Source organism: Oceanihabitans sp. IOP_32, assembly GCF_009498295.1.
Taxonomy (GTDB): domain Bacteria; phylum Bacteroidota; class Bacteroidia; order Flavobacteriales; family Flavobacteriaceae; genus Wocania; species Wocania indica.
Genome location: NZ_CP040813.1, coordinates 1,638,038 through 1,662,232, shown reverse-complemented (window position 1 = coordinate 1,662,232; position 24,195 = coordinate 1,638,038). Strand labels below are relative to the sequence as shown.

Sequence of the window (24,195 nt, the reverse complement as noted above, 5' to 3'; positions counted from 1 at the left end):
TTTTAGTGTTATTTACCGGTATTAAACCCCATATTTTCGTTCGTTTAGCTACTTCAAATGTATTTGAGAAACACCAGCCATCTTTTCATCTACAAATAAAATCCTGAGCTAGCTAAAGGCTAGAGACCTGTAAATTTATATCTGTTTTATTTCTAAAAAAAAAACTTAAACTAGTGAAAACTTACTAAAACGATTCGTTCTCAGTTCTATCAATAACTTCTTGTTGTAAATCGGCATTCATATCGTTAAAATAGTCGCTGTAACCCGCCATTCGCACCAACAAATCTTTATAATCTTCAGGATTTTTTTGAGCGGCATACAAGGTTGCAGTATCTACAATATTAAATTGAATATGGTGACCACCCAAAGCAAAATAACTGCGTACTAATTGTCCTAATTTTTTTAAATCTTCGTCGCGTTTTAATAAACTTGGTAAAAAGCGCTGATTTAATAAAGTGCCTCCAGATTTGGTTTGATCGAGTTTTGTTAAAGATTTTATAACTGCCGATGGCCCATTGGTATCTGCCCCATGCGAGGGTGAGGTTCCATCGGAAATAGATTTGTGCGCTAAACGCCCATTTGGCGTAGCCCCCATAACTTTACCAAAATACACATGGCAGGTTGTAGACAACATATTTAAATGAAAAGTTTCGCCTTTTGTATTGGGTTTTCCATCTATGGCATCAAGTAAATCGTCGTAAACTTGTAGGGCAATCGCATCGGCATAATCGTCATCATTCCCATAAAATGGGGTATTGTTAATTATGGTTTGACGCAAAATCTCTTCACCTTCAAAATTCTTTGAAACGGCTTCAAGAATAGTATCCATTGCCACAGATTGCTCTTCGAAAACGTGTTTTTTTAGAGTGGCTAAACTATCGGTTACCGTGCCTAAACCGGTACATTGTATATAATTGGTATTGTAGCGCGGACCACCATTGTAGTAATCTTTGCCTTTAGAAATACAATCTTCAATAACTACCGATAAAAATGTGGCTGGACTGTATTTTGCAAACATCCTATCGATATAATTACTGACTAAAATTTTCTGATTAACCACATAATTAAGCTGTGTTTTAAAGGCATTATACAGCTCGTCGTAGCTCTTAAAATCTCTTGGATCGCCAGTTTTTATACTCACTTGTTTACCTGTAAGCGGATTTACACCATTATTAAGTGTAATTTCTATGATTTTAGGCACGTTTAAGTATCCTGTTAAAATATAAGCTTCTTTACCAAAAGCCCCCACTTCTATACAACCACTGCATCCGCCTTCTCGGGCATCTTCTAACGACTTGCCTTGACGTAACATTTCTGGAATATAAACATCTGGATTAAAAATGGACGGATAGCCGTGTCCTTGACGAATAACCTTACAGGCTTCTTTTAAAAACCGATCTGGGGTTCTGGAGCTAATATGCACCGAATTTCCGGGCTGTAACACGTGCAATTCCTCAATAATCTCTAACATAATGTACGATACTTCGCTAACCCCATCGGATCCATCGCGCTTTACACCACCAATGTTAATGTTGGTAAAATCGTTATATGTGCCACTCTCTTTGGCGGTAATCCCCACTTTAGGAGGTGCTGGATGATTGTTTACTTTAATCCAAAAACAACTTAATAATTCTTTAGCCTCCTCACGTGTTAAGGTACCTTCGGCGATTTCTTTTTCGTAAAACGGGGCTAAATGTTGGTCGAAATGCCCGGGATTCATGGCATCCCAGCCGTTTAATTCCGTAATAGTTCCTAAGTGTGTAAACCAATACATTTGAATCGCTTCGTGAAAGGTTCGTGGTGCATTTGCAGGCACCCAACGGCAAACCTCAGCTATTTTTTGTAGTTCTTTTTTTCGCGTGTCGTCGGTTTCTTTTTCGGCCAGCTCTTCGGCTAAATTGGCGTGACGCTCGGCAAAGACAATGGCGGCATCGCAAGAAATTTTCATGCCTTCTAATTGTTCTTTTTTATCGGTCGCTTCTGGGTCGTTTAAAAAATCTAAACGGTCTAAATGTTCCTGGATTTCTTTTTTGAAGTCCAACATGCCTTTTTCATAAACTTTACCATCTAAAGCGGTATGCCCTGGTGCGCGTTGCTCCATAAACTCGGTAAAGAGACCGGCTTCATACAAATCGCGCCAGGCGGTAGGCACGTGACTAAAAATACGCTCGCGCATGGTTTTTCCTTCCCAATAAGGAATCACTTCTTTTTCGTAAGTATCGATATCTTCCTGCGGAATAGTATAACGTTGCATTTCGCGCGTATTTAACACGTGAAAATCTTCAACACTATGGCAGGTAAGCTCTGGAAACGTGGGTACTGCTTTAGGTTTAGGACCGCGCTCCCCCACAATTAATTCACCATCGCCTATGTAAATGGTTTTTTGCTTACATATTTCTAGAAAATTTAACCCGCGTAACACTGGGATTGAATGTTTCCCGAAGTGTTCTTTATAAAATCTAGTTTGAATTAAAGCGCGCTCGATAGATAACGACGGCTGAGTTTCGAAACTTAATTTTCTAAGTTTTTGAATGCGGGTATTCATTCCAGGACCAATGGCATTGGTTATAGGCTCGTAAAAATTACCTTGAACTGCCGCTGGGCGTTCTGGTTGTACAGATGTATGTGCAATTTTCATAAGTGATAAAAATATTAAATAGGAAATTGAAAAAAACAGGTTTTAAAACAAAAAGCAACTAAAAAAACTAGGCGAAAAACATTAAACACTCAAACAATTGTCTGTATGTTTTGGTTAAATTCGATATGTTTTTAGTTAAATACATGGCTGTAAACCCAATTGTTTTTATAGTTTTCGATATTAAAACCGAGAGCAGCTTAACAAAAAAGCAGCTTGTTATTTAATACCTAAACCTGCTGTAATAAAGCTTTAACTGAGCAATATACAAAATTTATTATTTGAAACAACGCTATGGCTAAAAATAGTTAAGCTTAATATGAGTAAAAAAAGCTTTAAAATTAGCCAAAAACTAACAGTAACTCCTAAAAAAAGAATCGAGAAAAGCGCAGCGATTTTTTTTTCAATTTCAATTCCTTTATGGGACGATTAAGAGTTCAATCCATTTTGTGTAAAACACTTTTTTTTAAATGTTTTACTATTTTCCTATTCCTTATCAAGTGTCCAAAAAACTCGCAATCGTTCTTGGGTATCTTCTAAATCAAATTCATTCAAATCCCACTTTTCGCCTTTTTTAAAATCTAGCCAATCTCTAAAATCTTTATGTTCTGGGTGCTTTTTGTTATTTAGAGCTTCTACCATATTATAATAACCCCAAATACCACCGCAGTCTTCGATGGGAGCTGCGCCTTTACCCGCCAAACATATTGGCGTCAAAATGGTTTCGTTGGTTATTTCAACGAGTTCTATACTATGTTTCCAATCATCACCAAAATCGTAGATATATATTATTTTCTGTTTTAGCTTTTTGTAATAATCTTTTAACTTAATCTTACTGGCATCATAAAGTTCTCCATAAGGCCAAGTATTAGGTTTGGAAAAAGGCTCTTCATACCAATTATCTTCATCATCTAGCTTTTGTTGTAAACAAGGTGTGCTTCCCCATCCTCGTGGCGAAAACCTAAATAAATGTGTATTGTACCAATTAAAAACACCTTGTATCACCAAATGGAGATCTAAAAAAGTTAGGTTTTCATTTAATTTCACTTTTCTCCATATTGGAGGTTTGGAGGAGCCTTCCAGTTTAATTTTAAAAATATACGCCATAGTACTAGTTTTATGTGTTATGATTTTTTACTTTACAACCTCCAAACACCCCATCCCCAAAGCATTATACAAACCTGCTCCAGCATTATAAATTACCTGCAATTGTTCTTGGTTTCCTGTAAGCTCCATCTCAAAATTTAAGTAACCTTTTATTCGCGTTTGTTGCTTGGTAAACGCTTTAACAGTTATTAATCGGGACTTAGGTTTAGTGTTTTTTAGATTTACAGCAACTTTTAGTTCGTTTTCATGAAAGGGAATTTTTAACGCTTTTAGTTTTTGTTCCCAATTATGCTTGATGCAAAATGCAAAGCGCGCATCGGTTGGCGGTATAAAGTCGTATTCACCTTTGTCATTTTTTATACCAGCGATACAAGCCGAAATAGCGCGCACTGTAATTGTACTCTTATCTTTATTCTCAATTTCAGCAAAAGGATAAGACAAGGCCTCAACACTATTAACCTTAAAGGTGGCTTTACTTTTCTTATCTGCTATATCCATATCTTGCGATAGAAACAAGCCTTTTACAAAATGCTGAGCAGCTTCGGGCAAATGGAAAGAAACTATAAGCTCCATAGTTGAGTTGATATGCAACCTATCGTGATTAACCTTGCAGCGACCTTTTAAATCTGAAAACGTAAACAGCTTAAAATGTTTTAGACCACCATTAACAGTATAGCCCTCTTCATGTAAAAATGTAGCATAATGAGAATCTGCTTTGTCTAGTATTTTATATATCGCAGCACTTAAAGGATACTGATAATTTATTGGGATAGTTGGACTCCTGTTTTTAGAATCCAGTTGTAGTTGAAAACGCATGTTAATTCTCTTATTAAATAGTCTGTAATTCAATTAACCTATAAACTTACAAAAAACATTAGGAATAAATTACAAATTACCATCCATTAAATCTTAATATAAAACCGCTAGATTTCATTATTTTAGAAAAAGAATAAGACATTAAATTGGATTGGTTTTTGTGTTAAACTGGATAACAAATCTCTAGAAAGCGACTAGCTTCGGTGCTTGCACCAATAGGATGCTTAAAGGATTTAAGTTGCCGCTTGCGCAACGCCGTCCATCAATTAACTTTGCGTAATTTGCCAAAAGCACATTGTAGTTAGGTTAGACCAACTCTAAAAACCTTTCTAGTAAATATCAATTTGCAGTAACCTTAAAAGTTTATTGAATTTTTAAGCTTATGTAACATTCGTTATACTATTTGAAACATAGGTAAAACATAACACCCCAAAAAAAAGCGATATTTAGAGGATTGTAAATAAAAATTTATAAAGGAAAAAGACTCTGTTTAATTACAATTTTAATGGTGTTATTTATGCGCCTCATTTCTTATTTTTATAAAAGGTAGGTGGTATTCACCATTTTAATTGGTTAGAGTATTTCCAATAATACTAGTTTTTTCGATGTTTGTTTTAATTTTAGACCAATGAGGTTGTTTTTATTTCTTGTCGTGTTAATAAACTATATGGTGTTTTCTCAAACACCAGCAACAATTATAGACAACAATGCGTCTATAAACTTTACCTACCTGGGCAAAGCCTTAGAAAATCAGTGGGTTTCCTCTATATTAGAAGACAAAGAGGGCTTTATGTGGTTTGCCACTCAAAATGGTCTGTATAAATACGATGGATATCGGTTTTACGCCTATAAATACAATCCGTTGCAGTTAAATTCGCTTCCAGCTAATTGGGTGCGACATCTTAGCCAAGATAAAGATGGCATTTTTTGGTTGTCTACTTTAGGAGAAGGCTTAGTGAGATTTGATCAGGATAAGAACACATTTAAACGAATCTCATCGAATACACCAGAAGGTCTTAATAGCACTATTACTTTTTCAACATTTGTAACCTCCAATAATGCTGTTTGGGTAGATGCAGATACGGGTCTTTTTAGAAAATCGGGAGATGACAGTACTTTTATCAAAATAAAAAGACCCCCAGGAAAAACTAGTATTTCAGAAACGCTAGATGGACAAGTCATTTTATCTATTGATAAAAGTATCTATACTTATAACCCTTTAAACAATACACTAGAGTTACTATACCAAAATGCGCCTTTAAATCAGCTATCGGTCAACTCAAAAAACAAATTAGTTTATAATTATAACGGCATGGTTTTTACCCAGCAGAGTAACCAAGCCCCAACCCCTATTATTATTCCTGAATTCGTACATACCATCTCTAATGTCGTAAATGATAAATGTGTGTTTATTGGTAATAAGCATGTTTATAAATACGACTTTAAGACCAACAAAACCAATAAATTGCGCTATAGCACAGAAAGCATTAACCTCTCGGAAATTAACAGCCTATATCTCGACCAAAATGACATAATTTGGATAGGCACAAGTAAGGGTGTCTTTAAAGAAAATAAAGCTGGAAATGTATTTTTAAATTCTATCGATTTACATGCTAGGCGTATTCTAGACGATAAAGACGGACTTTATATTGGCGGTGAAAATGGGCTTTATTACTACTCAAAAGCAACAAAAGCCCTAAAAGTAATTATAGAGGACAAATCTATTTTTTCTTTGCTTAAAACCAAAGAAGGGATTTGGGCTGGCGACATGATTGGTGCAGTTTTTTTTATACCTAGTAACCATAACGTGACCACCTATAATTTACAAGACCAGGCTAATAAATCTTTAAAACTATACGGTTTAGCAGAAGATAAAAATGGCTTTTTATGGGTAAGTTCTTGGGAAGGCATCTACCTCATGAAAAAAAACGGATTAATAGTTAAACAATATAAATTCAATAAAAACCAAGACGAAAAAGAATTAAAAGCCATTAAAATTCACATAGATAGACACGGAAATTTATGGATTGTAACCGTAGGAAATGGCATATATAAAGTACCACAAATAGCAAACATCAGCTCGAATAAAGTAGCATTCAACTATAAACATTACCATCATATACCAGGGGATACAAGCTCTCTAAACACTAACACAGCTACTGATTTACATGAAGATAGTGAAGGCAATATTTGGATAGGATCAGATTTTGGCATTAATAGATACCTTCCAGAAAAGGATGCCTTTGAGATAATGAAAATTAAAAACGAGGTTTTTGATAAAAAAGTTATGGCCATTGAAACCGATGCCAACAACTTACTTTGGATAAGTACAATTTCCAATGGTATTTATGTTTATAATAAAGCCGAAGAAAGTTTAATTAATTTAAGAAAAACCGACGGCTTACTCTCTAACGCTTGTCTTTATACATCCAGCATGTATAACGGTAACGAACTTTACTTTGGGACAGATAAAGGCATACAAATCATTAACCCCGATCTTATTATTACCCCAAAAATTAACAAAGCACCTTTAATTACCAACCTTAGTGTTTTAGGCAAAAAACCATTAGAAAACCAGGTTTCTATTCTCAACGGAAAAACTATTAATCTAAATCATGAGCAAACCGATATTTTTATAGATTTTTCTCTTAACGACTATAGGTTTCCTGAAAAGATAAACTACTATTATATTTTAGAAAACGGCCATACCGATTGGAGAAAAGCAGCTGCTAATCGAGTAAATTACACCAATTTAAATCCTGGTAATTACAACTTTTTACTCAAGGCATCTTATCAAACCGAAATGGAAACACCTATAGCTAGGCTTACAATTAAAATTTCAAAACCTTGGTACCAAACCACGTTGGCCTATGTACTGTTTGCATTAGTATTGGCTCTGCTTATATTATTATTTTTTCAACTGAGGTTTAAGCAAAAATTAGCTTCAGACCGATTAAAGGTGGTTGAAGATTTAGACCGTGTAAAATCAAATCTGTTTACCAATATTTCCCATGAACTGCGTACACCACTCACTTTAATTTCGGGTCCCATAGAACACCAATTATCCAAACAAAAACTTGATAAGGACGATAAAGAAGAACTGGTTTTAGTGAAACAAAATACCGATCGATTACTTAATTTAGTCAATCAATTAATGGATTTAGCGCGTATTGATTCTGGTCAGTTAAAACTAAACGTCACCCGAAGAAATCTAAATTTACTCCTTAACCAGTCGATTTCTGCGTTTCAATATCAAGCCAATAAAAAGAATATTGAAATTAGATCTAAAATCTATGGTCTAGAAGAGGTTTGGTTTGATAGCGATAGTATTGAAAAAATAGTATCGAACTTACTAGCTAATGCGGTAAAATACTCAAAACCCAACACAATAGTAGAGTTCGAAGCCCATCAAGAAGGTGCCAATCTTATCATATCCATTATCAATGAAAGTATGTCTCTGGAAAATAAAAACTTGAGTGAACTTTTTAAGCGTTTTTATCAGAGTAATGCGTCTTCTGAAGGGATTGGTGTGGGTTTGGCTTTGGTTAAAGAATTGGTTAATCTTAATAAAGGCCATGTGATTGTTAAAAAAATAAATAATAACAAGATTCTATTTAAAGTCACTATGCCAATTGTTAAAAATGCTTTTACCAATACAGAAATAAAGTCGAACGACACATTAACTAATAATTTAGAGCCAGACCATACTGAAGTTTTAAACAATGACGACATTCTTCTTATTGTAGAAGACGAGGAGGATATTCGTCAATTCGTAAAATCCATATTTAAAAACAACTATAAAATTATAGAAGCCACAAATGGTAAACAAGGATTAGCAGCGGCATTAAAGCATATTCCAAATCTTATTATCAGTGATGTTATGATGCCCGAAATGGATGGCGTTGCTTTATGTAAACACATTAAGAATAACCCATTAACAAGTCATATCCCTTTTGTATTGTTAACAGCTAAGGTTGGTGAAGCCCATGAAATCTCGGGTTTAAGCTCTGGCGCAGATGCTTATATAACAAAACCTTTTGGTGTAGAAAAATTAAAAGTTAGAGTAAAAAAACTGCTTGAAAGCAGACTACAATTACAAGAACATTACAGCAAAGGCTTTAGAGTCCATCCAAAAATAATAATCACCTCAGCCGAAACCGAATTCTTAAATAGACTTCAAGATGTGCTCAATAAAAATCTAACCCATTCAGAGTTTACAAGTGAAAAATTTGTAGAAAAAATGTTGATGAGCAGAACACAATTACACAGAAAATTAAAAGCGCTAGTTAATATGTCGGCTTCAGAATATATAAGATCGCAACGCCTAGCTGTAGCTAAAGATATTTTAACCAATCAAAATGTCTCTGTTTCAGAAGCAGCGTATTCTGTAGGCTTTAATTCCGTTAGTTATTTCATTAAATGCTTTAAAGAGACTTACCATAAAACACCTTCGCAGTTCTTAGAAGAATAACACTTACAAATTGGTTGCTTTTTTTTAGAAATGTTACATTTCTACGACGTCTTGAAACATATCTGATATGCACTTATAAGTATTGCATGTAATTTTGGAAACAACATATTTCTAAACATTAGATCATGCCCAAAACAAAGACACTTAATAAATACTGGGTCTTTTAAAAATGGACTTATAATTAACCTCTAAGAAGAGAAAACAGCGTATTTCAGACTATACTAAACACCATCCCAAGTTGTTGTCTATTTCCCGTTTTCAAAATAAACGCTCTTGCTTAATTTAAAAGCCTAAAGTCATGAACAACACATATAATTCAAACCATGTATTAGACGATATTAAAGCCATTAGTTTTTTTTCAACATCACTTTATCAGAAAGATTCAGTAGAGGAAGTGCTTTGGGCCATTACTAAAAACGTTATTCATCAATTAGGATTTGTGGACTGCGTTATTTACGTGCTTGATAAAGAAAAAGGCATACTGCATCAAAAGGCTGCTTATGGTCAAAAAAATCCTTTTGAAAATATTATCTACAATTGTATCGAGATATCACTTGGGGAGGGCATTGTAGGCCATGTTGCACTAAGTAAACAAGCAGAAATTATTCCAAATACTACGCAAGATAAGCGTTATATTATTGATGACGAAGCACGATGTTCTGAAATATGTATCCCAATACTTATGGACGATACGCTTTTTGGTATTATAGACTCCGAACATCCTGAGCCCAATTTCTTTACCGAAAAACATCTACACCTGCTTACCATAGTTGCCGCTTTATGTTCACAAAGAATAAGAGAAATTCAGACTAAAACACGTAAACCATTTTCAAGAGCCAATCAATACTTTAAAAAACTTGAAGCTTTAATGCGTTTAAGTAAAATCTATCGAAACCCTTGTTTAAGCCTATCCTCTACTGCAGAAAATTTAGGGATTTCGGCCTGCTATCTTTCAAGCATGATAAATACGTTACTAAATAAAAGTTTTATCGATTTTATAAACGAATACCGTGTAGAAGATGTAAAAAAGCATCTTCATTCCGAAGAATTTGCCCATTACACCATCGTATCACTAGGATTAGAAGCTGGTTTTAATTCAAAATCTACCTTTTATTCAGCCTTTAAAAAACATACAGGTTTTACACCTATGGCGTATAAAAGTCAACGCTTTTTAAAGTGTAGCAATTCATAAGAAAAGCAACCAGTAACACAATTAAAAAGTACTATGATTAAAATATTTAGGTTTTTGCTTGTGCTCATACTATCTAACGGTCTCTATAGCCAAACTTATTTTACAAACGAAGGCTTAAATAAAGTTAGAGATGTTAGAAAGCACTCATTACAAAGCCATATTAACACGAATAAACCCTTCAGTTTTAAAGATATTGGCTTTGGTCTTGAGGTTTATAGCGGTTATATCTTCTATACAGGGAGTCTAAATGAAAATTATACAAACTATGCGCCTGTTGGTCTTGCCATTTATCTGCGCTATAAAACACTTGATATCTCTGTAAGAAACGCTATTGGATTTAATAAAACAAAAACCGAATTTGATTATTCTTCTGAAACGTTGGACAAAGGATATCGGCTCATCAGTTTTTTAGCGGAGTTGTCATTAAGCTATGAGGTTTACCATACAAATCGCATTAAATTATCACCCTTTTTAGGTATTGGTTCTATAAGCTTAAACCCGATAAGAGAACCTTCAGAGCAATCAACATGGAGAAAGGACCCTTTATTGAAATCTAAAACTTATAATTTCGGGGTTAATTTTGATATAAAAAGAGGCTCTAAAAATAATAATACCGCTATCACTTTTGTTAGAATTAGATATGGTTTCGGTGTGCAAAGACCTTCGGGTAACTCTCAAAATAATACAGGAAATATTCATTACCTCACAATAGGATATTGCGGCATACTATAGTGGTAAGACAAAACCACTAAACTACCACTTCATTAGAAATTAACCTGTTGTGTTAGAAAAAGGCACACAATATGCCTCTTTACCGATATAAAATTGTCCCAATTCTTTAACAGTTAAAGAAACTGGACTTTAGTATTGTAAGCTAAGCATACTTTTGAATTATAAACTTAAAAAAAACAATTATGAAATTTACAAAACAATTATTTAGTGTTCTTTTTATAGCAAGTATGCTATTCGCTTGCTCGCCAGATGATGGTAGAGATGGCGCTACTGGTCCCAAAGGAGAACAGGGAGAACCAGGTGAAGCTGGAGCTGATGGAGCCCAAGGAGATACAGGTACCGCCAATGTTATTTATTCTGATTGGATTGTACGTGATTTTGATATTGCGGTTGCATCTGAAACTAATCAACAATTGATAGCTACATTGGGGCTTAACGATATTGATTTTGATGAAGATGTACTACTAGTCTATGGAAGAAATGAGGTGAATGTTCTTGTATCTGAGGTCTATCAACTTCCTTACATCCTAGCATCGCAACAAGAGTATTACGGTTTTAATATCTCGAGTTTTAATGGTGGTTATTCGCTCAGAATTCAAGTGTCAACTCTAGATGGGGGATCTAATTTATTTACTTTTTTTGATGACTTTAGATATGTGATTATCCCTGGAGGCAACCCTGTTAGTAGTAATCGCAATGGTAACTCAGAATCGACAGGTTCAAAATCCTCGGGTTTGGATTACACTACCATGACCTACCAAGAAATTATAGACCACTTTAACATCCCCGATTAATAGCTATAGCCCTTAACTTTTCTCCCTAATGTTAAGTAAGGGCTATTTTTTTTAATACAAAGACAGCATCATGAAAAAAACAATAGTGTTAATAGCAATCGTGTTGGTCCCGTTTTTAACCATAGCACAACAAAAGCCAACAACAATAAAAGTAAATGCGCGTGCATTTTACATCGATGATACGCCAGAATTTAAGGCCATCATTTCACTTAGCAATACCTATTCAAGTCTTCAGTCTGAACTCACTACAATAGACATACTAAAAAAACAATACAGATCGGCTCTTGAGGCCAAAGGTATTTCTTGGATTGATTTAAAAGAAAACCCCAACGATTTTGGCTATGAAACGATGAACTATGGTAAAGAAGGAACGCTTTATGAATACCGAACTACATCCATAGAAAAAATGATAAACTTCCTTAAGGTAAAATCGTTAGGCGTGAACATTACAAGTTATGTTTCGGTGCTTACTATAGACAAAGCAGAGGCTATAGCATTAAGCCAAAAAGCCATAAATAGCGCTAAAGAAAGCGCAAAAACCATTGCAGCGGCCATGGGCAAAGAACTTGGGGACATACAGGAAATAGAAGATTTAAATAACCGATTGGGAGAAGACATTGAAACGTATCTATACCACGACAAACCTGCTGCTCAATATATTTATTCGCTTAATGTGGTATTTTCGGTAAAGTGAATCCTATAAAAAATGAAGCAAAATCCAATAACATTATAATCCTTTACTATTGGAATTCCTTACCTTAAGGAAATTATAAAGACCATATACGCAGTCTTATCTCATAATCATAATGAAAAGATTAACGCTTATAATAGTGATAATAACAATGGGTTGCATGAGCTGTACAGACATAAACAGCTCTAGTCTATTGGATAGCGATGCATTTAAAACTACAGAAGAACGTGTGGCGCAATTAAAAAAAGAAATTAAGTCGAATAGTGATTTTTATAACGCCGAATTTGAATTGTTTAATGTTAATGGGTTTTCCAAAAGAAGACCAACTTCGATTCCTGGCGCATCGTCTTGGGACTATAAATTTGCGATTCGAGTAACACCGTCTAACGTAGACAAATGGACGGAAGGCATGCAAAAAATAGATTTCACAGATTACAATTTAAATTGGACTGAAAAAATTATTGAAGCGCGCGCAAAAGACTGGAAAACAACAAGTACACCAGAATTTTACACCAATAATTTAGCCAATACAATGCTTATTGTATATAGAACTGAAGGCATTATATATAAGCGTGTGATTGCCAATTAAAAAAAAAAAAAATACTGAGTAAAAAATAAGAAAACACATCAATAAATCAAGATCACATCAACAATACTATCGGTTTTTTGACTACCAAGTATTTTTAGAGCTTAAAACCTCAACAAAAAAATATCGACTAAACCACTTTGAAATTAACGAAGAGCCAACCAATGGCATTTATCGTTTAAAGAAAAGCACATTAAACAGTACAAAACCTGCCTCAAAAAACCGTGTCCCACTTGCTAATTAATCTTACTTGTAAATGAGACCTTTAAACGCATCACTATGCTTTATCAACAATTTAGCAACGAAGCCATCACTTAATTTAAATATTGGCTGCAAGGTTGATTTCTAATCGTAATGAAAACAGCTCAATAAAATGATGTCATCGAAACTATGGATAATGATACTTTAACTCAGATTAACGATCTCGCCGAAAAAGTAAGATCCCACTTCTCTATAGATTATAATCTTGAAGGAATCAAAATTATTGAAAATGAAATAAATGATAATAGAGCCCATTATGAACAAAAAAGTGACAAAGAAAAACAACATATTTCTTATAAAATTGGCTCCTTCATAGGGGTGTGTATGGTTAAAAATTATAACGGCACTTGGATAGAAAACAAACATGGTTTTTGCATTAAAATAAGGTCTTATACCGTGTCACCCATCTCAAAAGTATACAAGTTTATAAGTGCCCAAGGCCTGTTCGATTCTATAAGTTCATTTTACGAAATCGCAGGAGTTTTTGATGAAATCGTTGCAGCAAGCCAATTAAACACAACAAAAAAAGCCAGTACAATTCCAGAATCTCATGTAAACAAAAAGAGCTGGTGGCAGTTTTGGAAATAACAATAAACCACTTTAAACCTACAGGTTCTCTATTTTAAAACAGCCAAGATAAATTACGAACTAAAGAGAAATAAATAAAAGCCCATTAATCACCGTTTAGAGGCGATCAAATGCGGAAATTTTCCTTTTTAGATTAACCTCATTTTTTGCTTAGACGCAACATTTTGTCTTGATCCCTGTATAGTCTTGACTTAAAATTCTCTTTAAAAAAACAAACCCTTCAAAATCAATGTTTTGAAGGGTTTCTGGGTGGTCCCACCTGGGCTCGAACCAGGGACTTTCTGATTATGAGTCAGATACTCTAACCAGCTGAGTTATAGGACCCATTAGCCTAAGGCTAACTTATTACTTTCTCCTTTTTCAAAGAGAGTGCAATATTACTACTTATTTTGATTGTTTACAAGAAAAATTATTTTTTTATCTCTTGACACAACTCAATTAAAACACCATTTGAAGATTTTGGGTGTAAAAAAGCCACTAATTTATTGTCGGCGCCCAACTTTGGGGTTTCATTTATCATTTTAAAGCCCTCATTTTTAAGCCTTTTAATTTCGGCGCGAATATCATCTACATCAAAAGCGATATGATGAATACCTTCGCCTTTTTTTTCAATAAATTTTGCAATAGGGCTGGTTTTAGTCGTGGCTTCTAATAATTCAATCTTATTATCGCCCACTTTAAAAAAAGACGTGTTTACGCCTTCGCTCGCCACCTCCTCAATTTTATAGTGGGGCTTCCCAAATAATTTAGAAAACAATGCGTTAGAATCGTCAAGGTTTTTAACAGCAATACCAATATGTTCAATCTTATTCATAACAAAATGCTTAAGTATAGGTGTAAATCTGCGTTATCGCACAAACCTAATTATACAAATTTCGTTAAAATAGTAAGATAATCTTTAAATATCCATTATTTTTGCCCGAGAATATGTTATTAGGTATATTCTACAAACCAGTAATTTATACACTAACAACTTATAAAAAAGCAATTCATTGGAAGAAGAAAGTCAAAGACAAAAAAAAATAGCGTCGGTTTTGCAACGCGATTTAGTAGACGTTTTACAACGTGCAGCAACCGAGGGGGGCTTACATGGCATTATCATTTCGGTATCTAAGGTAAAAGTAACGGTCGATTTAGCCTTTGCAAAAGTATATTTAAGTATTTTTCCAAACCAAAAAGCTCAAGAGCTTATCGAGGGCATAAAATCGAACGCACCCTTAATTAAGCACGAATTAGCGCAACGCACCAAACACCAGTTAAGACGTATGCCAAAATTGGAGTTTTTTATTGACGATTCCTTAGAATACATCGACCAAATTGATAAGTCCTTAAAAGGAGAAGACAATCCAATAAAAGATCCAACGTCTTTAGATAAACGCAAAAAATCTTAAACCGTCCTAAAAGCATGATGCTTTAAATTAAAACGCATTTTATTTTTATATTTAAAGCATGAAAGTGTCACTTCACATTGCCAAACGTTATTTAATCTCTAAAAGCAGCAATAATGCCATTAATATTATTAGCAAAATTGCGATTTTAGGTATTATTTTAGGAGCTGCATCCTTATTTATAGCACTTTCTGGATTTGCGGGATTAAAAGATTTTACGCTAGAATTCTCCTCTATTGTCGACCCCGATTTAAAAGCCGAAAGCGCCGTAGGCAAATCGTTTTTTATAAGCGACGAAGACCTCGATAAACTAAGACAATTAGAATCGGTTGAACAAGTTTCAAAAATTATTGAAGAACGGGTTATTATAGCCACAAACGACAAGAATTATTTAGCCACCATAAAAGGCGTCGATGGGCATTTTAAAAACGTGGTTGCCATAGATTCTGTAATTTCTGAAGGCCGTTGGCTAGACGACAAATCCAACGAGATTGTTGTTGGCTGGAATATTTCTAACAACCTATCCCTAGGCGCATTAAACTTCACCAAACCCCTAAATTTGTATGTGCCAAAACCGGGAAAAGGCCCCATAACCTCCATTAAAAGCGCCTTTAGCACGGTAAAAGTGGTTAACGTTGGTGTTTTCGATATTAACGAAAACCTAAACACCAGCTATGTGTTTACAAGCATCGCATTGGCACAAAACCTACTTAACTATAAACCCAACCAAATCGCTGCACTCGAATTTAAACTAGCCAATGGCGTAAGCCAGACTCAAGCAAAACTGGACATTCAAACTATTTTGGGTGATAACATTATTATTAAAAACCGGGCGCAACTTAATGATGCCTTATATAAAATGATTAATAGTGAAAACCTTATGGTTTACTTGCTACTTACTATGGTTTCTGGATTATTAATTTTTAATGTTATGGGAGCCATCATCATGATGATATTAGAAAAGCAACCCTCTCTAAAAACGCTTTTTAACCTGGGACTTCCTATAAAAAACATCCGAAATATCTTTTTTTTGCAAGGCACTATAATAACGGTTTTTGGAACCATAATAGGCCTCTTAATAGGCTTAATTGTGGTGTTTATTCAAATACAATTCGAACTTGTACCCATTACACCAACACTGCCCTACCCCATGAGCATTCAATTAAAAAACTTTACCATTGTATTTTTTACGATAAGCATTTTAGGCATAGTCGCCTCTAAAATCGCATCCAACCGCGTTACCAAAAAACTAATAGCGTCTTAATAATTTGGGCGAGTTGCCAAAAAAGGCAAACAGGCTTTTCGCTGTATCTTTTTGAGAAAAACAAAAAGGATGCCGCTGCAATCCTTCTCGCGGGCAAACCTGCTATGGAGGGTTTCTGTTCGTTTGTGATTTTGTTTTGTTGTAGGAATTGTATAAGTTTATTACATGTATACTTAAATCAAAAACTGAATGACTAAAATCTTACCAATATTAAAAACTTCTGATTATAGAAAAAATGAAACACTATTTTTTAAGGAGAACCTTTTTGATGATAAAATTTCACCAGTAGTGGCCTACGGAAAAGATAGTGACAGAATGATTATATTCGACTCTGCCTCCAATGAAAACGATTTTAATATAAGGTTCCCGAAAATTAAAGAAGAAGCTATTTCGAACCTTAAATCGATTGATGTTACCTATCAAATTACTGAGGCAGAAGGTTCAAAAATTTTATTTGCAGAAGGCAATGAATATGCGAGCGAAAAGATTTTGGATAATGACTTTATGATTAAAATAGCAAAAGAATTAGGCAGTGACAATCTAATGGTTGGTATTCCATTTAAAGGATTGTTAATTGCAATCGATTCTAATTCACCTATGCGATTAAAGCTACCTGTAGTGATCAAACAATATTTCGACAATCCACAGCAAGACAAAATTTCAGACAAGGTTTTTTTAGTTCAAAATGGAGAAATCGTTGCCATGGGTGGTGAAGATTTACCTAAAAATGACAACCAAGAAAATTTTGTGATCTCAGAAAACAAAGATCAAAACTATTCTATAGAATTAAATAGTAAAAACATTGAAGATTTAACAAAAGATGTTAACACTTCCCTCCAACAAGTTTTGCTAATGATCATGCACAGAAAATCATTTGGAGGCGAAATAACTTTCAAACTAAATAATAGTATTTCTAAAAACCAAAGCCTAATTGATAAATGCAACTCTTACATTGAACAAATTGAAAAGAATGAAATGTTGCAAATAATGTCGGAAGCTTTGGCTTCTAGCCAGGTTAAATTCAAATTTCTATATAATGGAAGTTTAATTGCACCTAGCTCTATTGATAACGACATTTCGAGTGAAATAGAATTTACGAATCTTTCAAAAGATAGCTTAGATAAAGAATTTAATCGAGTTCTAAGTATTCCTAATGCACGAACCAATACTGAAGCATTAACAACTATGAGTGAAATTATGAAAGAATATAAAAGACGCGGAATTAAAATGCCTAATGAAAGAAACAATAAGAATTGGTGGAGGTTTTGGAAATGATAAAGCCCTATTTAGACTTATTTAACCCGCAATTAACAAAACACGTTAACAAACACAAACCAAAATGCAGCAAAAAATAAAAGTTATTCAAATCATTCATTTCGCATTATGTCTTGGTCTAATTATCGCTTATTTATTTTTAGGAGATATAAATGCGCTAACTCAATTTAATTTTGATAGCTCAAATACAGCTCACATTATGTACATCTTAATACCTGTAATGGCTTACCTTTTGAGTAATTTTTTATTTAATTCGCAATTAAAAAACATAGACGCCTCACTAAAATTAGAAGAGAAGATAACGTTTTATCAAAGTGCCTCCATCATGCGATGGGCCGTGTTAGAAGGGGCCGCGTTTTTAATACTGTTTTTAAACAAAGATTTTATGATTTTTGGAATTCTAATCATTATATATCTCATTCTAATTAGACCAACCCAAGATAATATTGTAATGAAATTAAGTTAAAATGTACTTGTAATCTCAAATCTCATGGTTATTTAGAATGAAAATGTGAGAACAGATCCTTTTTTAAACTTTAACAAGAACCTTTAAGTTAAATACAACATAAACTCCAGCCATTAATTTAAATAACTGGATAATGTTTTTATCCTGAATTGCAATTATATAGCATTAAAAATCATTAATGTCCGACAAAAGACATAAGACCGCTTCGCTAATAGATATAAGAACCAAGACTTGATTCTAACTAACTGATAAACAGAAGTACTTTAAATTAACAAAATAGTTCCTTTAAATCTTAATAATTATTTCAAATAAGCAAGGTGACATTTTAAAAAACGCGCAAAGTTCTTAATTTTAAAAGGATGGACAGCATTTTAATATTTTTAATCGGACACTAGTGATTAAAAACATTATGATTTTTACTCTTTAAAAATGTCAAATTGTCATTTTTTTCATTAATTAACATCCTTAATCATAAACACTTAACACAATTAAAGCCTTTTAACGGTGGTTTTATATCACTAACTATTTAGGTTAATTTTTGGCATTTTTTTTGATTTCAATTTATTTTAAAAACCAAATAAATATTATACCATAATTGTAATTTTATTTTGGTTCCGAGCCATTTAGCAGCTCGCCTAAACAAGAACTTATATGGGGTTTCATCTCAGCTAATTATAAGTATAATTCAACCCTATAGATGCGTTATATGGTGTATGGCATAACTGCTAAAAAGGTTAAAACCGGTCATTAACTATTTTTTTAGAACAACGTTATTATGTGTTTAATTTAAATTTTATAGATATGAAAAAGTTTATTTTATTAGTTGTAGTGGGCTTATTTAGCTTGGGGTGCAACGCACAGCAAAACGAAACAAAAAATAAGCACACAAAAGATCATAAAAATGAACAGGTTGAACAACCAAAAGGATCTTGGAAAGTAAACAAAACCTTTGATGAAAACGGAAACCTTATTAGATACGACAGTATTTATTCTTGGTCTTCAGATCACAGGTATAAAGACCTCTCTGCGATTCAACGAGACAGCTTAATGGAAGCTTTTAAATCGCGATTTTTTACAGACTTTTCCGGTTTTGAAAATGAAGGCTTTGATACTATTTTCTCTCAAGATTCACTTTTTAGTCGTCGTTTTTTTAATGATGAATTTTTTAAAAGCGATTTTGGATCCGATTTTATGGATATTGACCATATAAGACAACAAATGCTAGAGCGACAGCGCGCATTTTTAGAAAAATATAAATCTGAATTTATAAAACCCGAAGACGAAAATTAGTGTGTTTTCGTCTTTGGGTTTCATGGTATACCTCTTTTTTTTACCATAAGCAAAACAGGTGCTGTGAAGCACAGTTTTAAGAAACTAAAGCCAGTTGCCAAACTCTTAAAAAATACCCTCGCCCTTATCTGGAGTTGGAGTTTCACTAATTTAACATAGGCTTTTGTTTGCTTATAATGCTATTCTATTTGTAAGCTTAACTTTTGGGCTTATAATAGTTTTATAGTTACAGTCGGATTTATTTTTATGGCTTTTGTTTTAAGTGTTTAGTTTTCGTTCCTAGCGTATAGAGCTTTTTAATAAACAAAATGAACTCATGTTTTTGGCAAGCAAAAATTGATCTCTGGCATTAAAAACAAACCTAACAAACACGTGCAAAAGCGATAGTAGCGGCATCCTTTTTAAAAGCGCAAAACAGCAAGATGTCGATTTTAATGCAATTATTTGCTAGAATACCCAGTTTTCTGGTTAGGCGCCAGAGCTTTTAAAAAGATATAGCGAATAGCGCGGTGGCTTGCCATTTGCCCAAAAAAATATTTAATCGCGATTGGCTACTAAACTAAAACTGATAATCTGCAAAGGTTTCTAAAACCTCATCAAAAGTGGCAAACACCGCCTTAGAGTCGTTGCTTGTTACCATTTTCATACGGTATTCTTTAAAGTGCGGAATGCCTTTAAAATAGTTGGTATAATGACGTCGGGTTTCTAAAACCCCCAAGGTTTCACCTTTCCAATCTATTGACATTTGCAAATGCTTGCGCGCTGCTTCAACACGTTCTTCTAAGCTAATGGGCGCTAAATGTTCGCCTGTTTTAAAAAAGTGTTTTACTTGCTTAAAAAACCAAGGGTTACCAATGCTGGCACGACCAATCATAGCACCATCTAAACCGTATTCATCACGCATTAAAACCGCTTTTTCTGGGGTATCTACATCGCCATTTCCAAATACAGGAATGTGCATGCGCGGGTTGTTTTTAACCTGAGCTATGGGTTTCCAGTCGGCCGATCCCTTATACATTTGCATACGCGTACGCCCATGTATAGAAATGGCTTTACAGCCCACATCTTGCAAGCGTTCGGCCACTTCAAGAATTTTTATAGAGTCATGATCCCAGCCCAAACGCGTTTTTACGGTAATGGGTATGTTGGTGCGTTTTACCATTTCGGCAGTGAGGCTTTCCATTAAGCAAACATCTTTTAAAATGCCTGCTCCAGCCCCTTTACTCACTACTTTTTTTACGGGACAACCAAAATTAATATCAATAATATCTGGATTTGATGCCGAAACAATATCAATAGTTTGCAGCATACTATCTAAGTTCGCTCCAAAAATTTGAATGCCAACTGGGCGCTCCTTTTCGTAAATATCCAGCTTCATAACACTTTTTGCAGCGTTACGTATAAGACCTTCGCTTGATACAAACTCGGTATACACCACATCAGCCCCTTGCTCCTTGCATAAGGCGCGAAATGGCGGGTCGCTAACATCTTCCATAGGTGCTAAAAGTAACGGAAAATCAGGTAATTCTATGTGATCTATTTTAACCAAGCTGTTTAATTTTAGCGCAAAATTACATCTTTTTATTTAATCGTATTTAACTCCTTAAGAAGAATTCCTATAAACAACTGAAAATAATCCATTTAACCTTTTATTTTGCCTTAGCGACTAGCTTAAAACAGTCTAAAAAAATCGAGACAGTAGCCACGCTAGTAATTCGACCTATCCCAAAAGCAGTAAACATTTTTAAAGCCGCGCACTAACCCGGTTTGCGCAAAGCCCTCTATTTTCAACTATATTTTATTAACCCCATTTAAAATACACCGTTTTTAAAGCTTAAGTAAAACAACATTAAGGGCTTACATTTTTTCATTATCGTACCGCCTTATATCAGCATTATTGATAGATTTTTGATACGATTCGCAACTAGGTTACTAAGAATACACCCAAAAAAATTCCACAAAAACAAGCTAAACAAGGTTAAATACCTATTTAAGCATCAAAAAATTAAACTATATTTGCAGCATCTTTTCTTAAGAAAGACGGCTTTATGAAGAATATTAGAAATTTTTGCATCATTGCACATATAGATCACGGTAAAAGTACACTAGCAGACCGTTTGTTAGATTTTACTGGTTCGGTTACCGATAGAGAAAAACAAAATCAGCTTTTAGACAATATGGATTTAGAGCGCGAACGTGGTATAACCATTAAGTCGCACGCCATCCAAATGGATTATGAATACAAAGGCGAAAAATATGTTTTAAATTTAATTGATACCCCAGGACACGTTGATTTTAGCTACGAGGTGTCACGATCTATTGCTGCCTGCGAAGGGGCTTTACTTATTGTAGATGCTGCACAAAGCATACAAGCTCAAACCATTTCTAATTTATATTTGGCCTTAGAAAATGACTTGGAAATTATTCCTATTCTTAATAAAGTAGATTTACCAAGTGCCAATCCTGAAGAAGTTACCGATGATATTGTAGATTTATTAGGCTGCGATCCAGAAGAAGTTATCCACGCTAGTGGAAAAACAGGTTTTGGAGTTGATAAAATATTAGAAGCCATCATAGAGCGTGTTCCCGCGCCAGAAGGGGACCCAGACGCTCCCTTGCAAGCTTTAATTTTCGATTCGGTTTACAACACTTTTAGAGGTATTGAAACCTATTTTAGAGTGTTTAACGGTGAGATAAAAAAAGGACAAAAAATTAAATTCGTTGCGACCGATAAAGAATACTTTGCAGACGAAGTAGGGACTTTAAAACTTAACCAAATACCAAAACAAAGCGTAAAAGCTGGTGATGTTGGGTATTTAATTACAGGAATTAAAACCGCTAAAGAAGTGAAAGTTGGGGATACCATAACCGATTTTGCTAACCCAACCACCAATATTATTGAAGGTTTTGAAGATGTAAAACCTATGGTTTTTGCTGGTATTTACCCTGTAGATACCGAGGATTACGAAGAGCTGCGTAACTCTATGGAAAAGCTTCAGCTAAATGATGCCTCTCTAGTATTTACGCCAGAGAGTTCGGCCGCTTTAGGCTTTGGTTTCCGTTGTGGGTTTTTAGGTATGCTTCACATGGAAATTATTCAAGAACGTTTGGAGCGTGAGTTCGATATGACCGTGATAACAACAGTTCCCAACGTTTCCTATTACGCGTACACCAATAAAAACCCAGAGGTGCCTTTTATTGTAAATAACCCGTCCGATTTACCAGATCCTTCTACCATAAATCGTGTTGAAGAACCGTATATTAAAGCGACTATAATTACCAAAGCTGATTTTGTTGGCAATGTCATGTCCCTGTGTATAGAAAAACGAGGCATTGTTATAAATCAAAACTATTTAACTGCCGATCGTGTGGAATTAACTTTCGAAATGCCACTTGCAGAAATTGTTTTCGATTTTTACGACCGTTTAAAAACCGTTTCTAAAGGTTATGCCTCTTTCGATTATTCGCCAATAGGCATGAAAACCTCAAAATTAGTACGCTTAGATATTTTATTAAATGGCTTATCTGTGGATGCCCTTTCCACATTAATACATACCGATAATGCTCAACACATTGGTAAAAAAATGTGTGAAAAATTAAAGGAACTCATTCCTCGTCAGCAATTCGATATTCCAATTCAGGCTGCTATTGGCGCTAAAATTGTGTCTAGAGAAACCATTAAAGCCGTGCGTAAAGATGTGACTGCCAAATGTTATGGTGGCGATATTTCTAGAAAGCGTAAACTTTTAGAGAAACAGAAAAAAGGAAAAAAACGCATGCGCCAAGTAGGTAATGTAGAAATACCTCAACAAGCTTTTATGGCGGTTTTAAAGCTTAATGATTAAGCCATTGTTCCTATAAACCGCGTTAAGATTATACAATTTAAACAGAGTAAAACTTATATTTAAAACCAATAAAGTCCGATTAAAAATATTTTGATGCTGTCAATTCTTGTAAAATAAAGAACTTTACACATTTTTTTTTAATGTTACCTTGCCCATATATAATGTCGCAATAAATAGCTTCTTTTTTGCTTATTTTTCATCAAAAATAATTACCGTAACGATGCTATGCTATCTATTTTTCATTTCAATTGATCAAAAGATAATTCAATTTATTTACACGACATTATAAAGTTAAATTGGTATTATTTGAGACAATTATTGAGGTTTAAAGGAGATATTTTGTTAATTAAAGCACTCGTTTATTAGTTAGTTCGAATCAAGTCTTGATTCTTATGTCTATTAGCGAAGCGGTCTTATGTCTTTTATCGGATGAACGTTCTGGATATAAGTTTTTGTGTTTTCAATTTAATTTTTGGCCTTAAGCTGTGTTTTTATCCTCATACAAAATGAGTGAAAAAAAGCCCGATTGTAAGGTATTGCGAAAGCTTAAGTTTATAAAAATTCTAAACACTCGCATTGTATACCAAATTAACAATACCTCATTTCAAAAATGAAATTGGTTTAACACAAAACCAACATCCCACGTATTATACATAGAACCATTTATTTATATTTCAACTAATCGAGAACACAAAATCTCTTATCGCTTGTGTTTTGAACCAAACCCTAAGATTATACCTAAAAACAGGTGTTAAAACGCCTTAAATTTAGCAAAAACACGTCTATTTAGATTA

General features: G+C 34.1%; 18 protein-coding genes and 1 tRNA gene. 13 read left to right on the top strand and 6 right to left on the bottom strand.

All coding sequences use genetic code 11. The features are described from left to right. Positions 1-184: 184 nt before the first annotated feature. From hypD to cas6, 3 genes are all read right to left on the bottom strand, one after another. Positions 185-2,638 carry a trans-4-hydroxy-L-proline dehydratase gene (hypD, locus tag FEZ18_RS06860; protein ID WP_228122896.1) on the bottom strand — a complete coding sequence of 818 codons (2,454 nt, stop codon included), beginning with the start codon at positions 2,636-2,638 and terminating at the stop codon, positions 185-187. Positions 2,639-3,121: 483 nt separating this feature from the next. Beyond that, positions 3,122-3,742 (bottom strand): plasmid pRiA4b ORF-3 family protein, encoded by a 621-nt coding sequence (locus tag FEZ18_RS06855; RefSeq protein WP_153267637.1) that lies wholly within the window; start codon positions 3,740-3,742, stop codon positions 3,122-3,124. A gap of 27 nt (positions 3,743-3,769) precedes the next feature. Continuing rightward, on the bottom strand, positions 3,770-4,558 hold the full coding sequence (cas6, locus tag FEZ18_RS06850) for a CRISPR-associated endoribonuclease Cas6 (protein WP_153267636.1): 789 nt from the start codon (positions 4,556-4,558) through the stop codon (positions 3,770-3,772). A 628-nt stretch (positions 4,559-5,186) separates the two neighbouring features. Between cas6 and FEZ18_RS06845 the strand changes: the two genes are divergently transcribed. The 7 genes from FEZ18_RS06845 (at position 5,187) to FEZ18_RS06815 (ending at position 13,873) form a co-directional block, all read left to right on the top strand. Continuing rightward, positions 5,187-9,029, top strand: a complete 3,843-nt coding sequence (locus FEZ18_RS06845) for a hybrid sensor histidine kinase/response regulator transcription factor (RefSeq protein WP_153267635.1) — start codon at positions 5,187-5,189, stop codon at positions 9,027-9,029. A gap of 298 nt (positions 9,030-9,327) precedes the next feature. Then, the gene (locus tag FEZ18_RS06840) at positions 9,328-10,221 is read left to right on the top strand and encodes a GAF domain-containing protein (RefSeq protein WP_153267634.1); all 894 of its coding nucleotides are present in this window, start codon (positions 9,328-9,330) and stop codon (positions 10,219-10,221) included. 33 nt (positions 10,222-10,254) lie between these two features. After that, complete coding sequence (locus FEZ18_RS06835; RefSeq protein ID WP_153267633.1) at positions 10,255-10,953, top strand: hypothetical protein; 699 nt, start codon at positions 10,255-10,257, stop codon at positions 10,951-10,953. 182 nt (positions 10,954-11,135) lie between these two features. After that, positions 11,136-11,747: a collagen-like protein gene (locus FEZ18_RS06830; RefSeq protein ID WP_153267632.1), complete on the top strand. Its 612-nt coding sequence runs from the start codon at positions 11,136-11,138 to the stop codon at positions 11,745-11,747. Positions 11,748-11,817: 70 nt separating this feature from the next. Continuing rightward, positions 11,818-12,441, top strand: a complete 624-nt coding sequence (locus tag FEZ18_RS06825; protein WP_153267631.1) for an SIMPL domain-containing protein — start codon at positions 11,818-11,820, stop codon at positions 12,439-12,441. Positions 12,442-12,598: 157 nt separating this feature from the next. Next, complete coding sequence (locus FEZ18_RS06820; RefSeq protein ID WP_153267630.1) at positions 12,599-13,027, top strand: hypothetical protein; 429 nt, start codon at positions 12,599-12,601, stop codon at positions 13,025-13,027. A 387-nt stretch (positions 13,028-13,414) separates the two neighbouring features. Continuing rightward, complete coding sequence (locus FEZ18_RS06815) at positions 13,415-13,873, top strand: hypothetical protein (protein WP_153267629.1); 459 nt, start codon at positions 13,415-13,417, stop codon at positions 13,871-13,873. Between the two features lie 250 nt (positions 13,874-14,123). On the opposite strand, the gene FEZ18_RS06810 is transcribed toward FEZ18_RS06815, so the two are convergent. Both FEZ18_RS06810 and mce read right to left on the bottom strand, forming a co-directional pair. After that, positions 14,124-14,197, bottom strand: a tRNA-Ile gene (locus FEZ18_RS06810). An 85-nt stretch (positions 14,198-14,282) separates the two neighbouring features. Next, complete coding sequence (gene mce / locus FEZ18_RS06805) at positions 14,283-14,687, bottom strand: methylmalonyl-CoA epimerase (RefSeq protein WP_153267628.1); 405 nt, start codon at positions 14,685-14,687, stop codon at positions 14,283-14,285. A gap of 178 nt (positions 14,688-14,865) precedes the next feature. On the opposite strand from mce, the gene rbfA reads away from it, so the two are divergent. The 5 genes from rbfA (at position 14,866) to FEZ18_RS06780 (ending at position 19,556) form a co-directional block, all read left to right on the top strand. Continuing rightward, entirely contained in the window at positions 14,866-15,264 is a 399-nt protein-coding gene (gene rbfA, locus FEZ18_RS06800) for a 30S ribosome-binding factor RbfA (RefSeq protein ID WP_153267627.1), read from the top strand. A gap of 58 nt (positions 15,265-15,322) precedes the next feature. Beyond that, positions 15,323-16,525 (top strand): ABC transporter permease, encoded by a 1,203-nt coding sequence (locus FEZ18_RS06795; RefSeq protein WP_153267626.1) that lies wholly within the window; start codon positions 15,323-15,325, stop codon positions 16,523-16,525. Positions 16,526-16,714: 189 nt separating this feature from the next. Beyond that, a complete protein-coding gene (locus FEZ18_RS06790) occupies positions 16,715-17,800 on the top strand; it encodes a hypothetical protein (protein ID WP_153267625.1) in 1,086 nt (361 codons plus the stop codon). A 64-nt stretch (positions 17,801-17,864) separates the two neighbouring features. Next, complete coding sequence (locus tag FEZ18_RS06785; protein ID WP_153267624.1) at positions 17,865-18,266, top strand: MFS transporter; 402 nt, start codon at positions 17,865-17,867, stop codon at positions 18,264-18,266. A gap of 801 nt (positions 18,267-19,067) precedes the next feature. After that, the gene (locus FEZ18_RS06780; RefSeq protein WP_153267623.1) at positions 19,068-19,556 is read left to right on the top strand and encodes a hypothetical protein; all 489 of its coding nucleotides are present in this window, start codon (positions 19,068-19,070) and stop codon (positions 19,554-19,556) included. A gap of 559 nt (positions 19,557-20,115) precedes the next feature. Here FEZ18_RS06780 and dusB read toward each other — a convergent pair. Next, positions 20,116-21,105 (bottom strand): tRNA dihydrouridine synthase DusB, encoded by a 990-nt coding sequence (dusB, locus tag FEZ18_RS06775; protein ID WP_153267622.1) that lies wholly within the window; start codon positions 21,103-21,105, stop codon positions 20,116-20,118. A gap of 499 nt (positions 21,106-21,604) precedes the next feature. Between dusB and lepA the strand changes: the two genes are divergently transcribed. Then, positions 21,605-23,401, top strand: a complete 1,797-nt coding sequence (gene lepA / locus FEZ18_RS06770; RefSeq protein WP_153267621.1) for a translation elongation factor 4 — start codon at positions 21,605-21,607, stop codon at positions 23,399-23,401. The last annotated feature ends 794 nt before the right edge of the window (positions 23,402-24,195 follow it).